The sequence below is a fragment of the Pseudomonas sp. AF03-9 genome (assembly GCF_020515815.1).
GTDB lineage: Bacteria > Pseudomonadota > Gammaproteobacteria > Pseudomonadales > Pseudomonadaceae > Aquipseudomonas.
The window spans coordinates 1-1,034 of the sequence record NZ_JAHPJF010000057.1 but is presented as its reverse complement, the minus strand read 5'-3'; the positions used below and the strand labels follow the sequence as shown (position 1 = coordinate 1,034).

The 1,034-nt window shown below is 64.7% G+C and carries 1 protein-coding gene; it reads left to right on the top strand.

The genetic code is table 11. The annotated features are described in order from the left end of the window. Positions 1 to 1,034, top strand: a 1,034-nt coding sequence (locus LIY36_RS27590) for an AMP-binding protein (RefSeq protein WP_226457856.1), incomplete at both ends; no start/stop codon positions are given.

Genomic DNA, 1,034 nt, shown 5'->3' with positions numbered 1-1,034 from the left:
TTGACCGAGTTTTCCGGGATTGCGGCCGGCTATTCGCGGTTGAGCGAGGACGATCGCGTCCTGCAATTCGCCACCCTGAACTTCGACGGTTTCGTCGAGCAGCTCTACCCGGCGCTGACCCACGGCGCGACCGTGGTTCTGCGCGGTGCCGAGCTGTGGGACAGCGGCCGCCTGTACGCGGAGATCATCCGCCAAGGCATCACCCTGGCGGACTTGCCGACGGCGTACTGGAACCTGTTCCTGCTCGATTGCCTGGCGGCGGGGCCGCGCTCTTATGGGGCGTTGCGCCAGATCCATATCGGCGGCGAAGCGATGCCGTTGGACGGCCCGGCGCAGTGGCTCAAGGCTGGCCTTGGCCACGTACGTTTGTTGAATACCTACGGCCCGACCGAGGCCACGGTGGTGTCGAGCGTGCTGGACTGCACCCGTGGTGAAGAAACCATCGGCGCCACCGCCAGCCCGATTGGCCGTTCGTTGCCGGGGCGTGCGCTGTACGTGTTGGACCGTGACCTCAACCTGGCACCGTTGGGCGCCGTCGGCGAGTTGTACATCGGCAGCCAATGCGGCCTGGCCCGTGCTTACTTGAATCGGCCGTTGCTGACTGCTGAACGTTTCGTCCCCGATCCCTTCGGCGGCGACCGCCTGTACCGCACCGGCGACCTGGCGCGTTATCGCGCCGATGGTGTGATCGAATACGTCGGCCGTGTGGACCATCAGGTGAAAATCCGTGGTTTCCGTATCGAGTTGGGGGAAATCGAAGCCCTGTTGCTGGCGCAGGACGGTGTGCGCGAAACCCTGGTGCTGGCGGCTGACAATCAACTGGTGGCTTATCTGGTCGCTGCCGAGCAGGACGCTGAAGCCCTGAAAACGCTGCTGCGCGAGCAACTGCCGGACTACATGGTGCCCGCGCACCTGATCTTCCTCGAGCGCATGCCGCTCAACCCGAACGGCAAGCTGGACCGCCAGGCCCTGCCCAAGCCGGACACCAGCCAGGCGCAACAGGATTGGGTAGCGCCGGTTACTGAGCTTGAGCA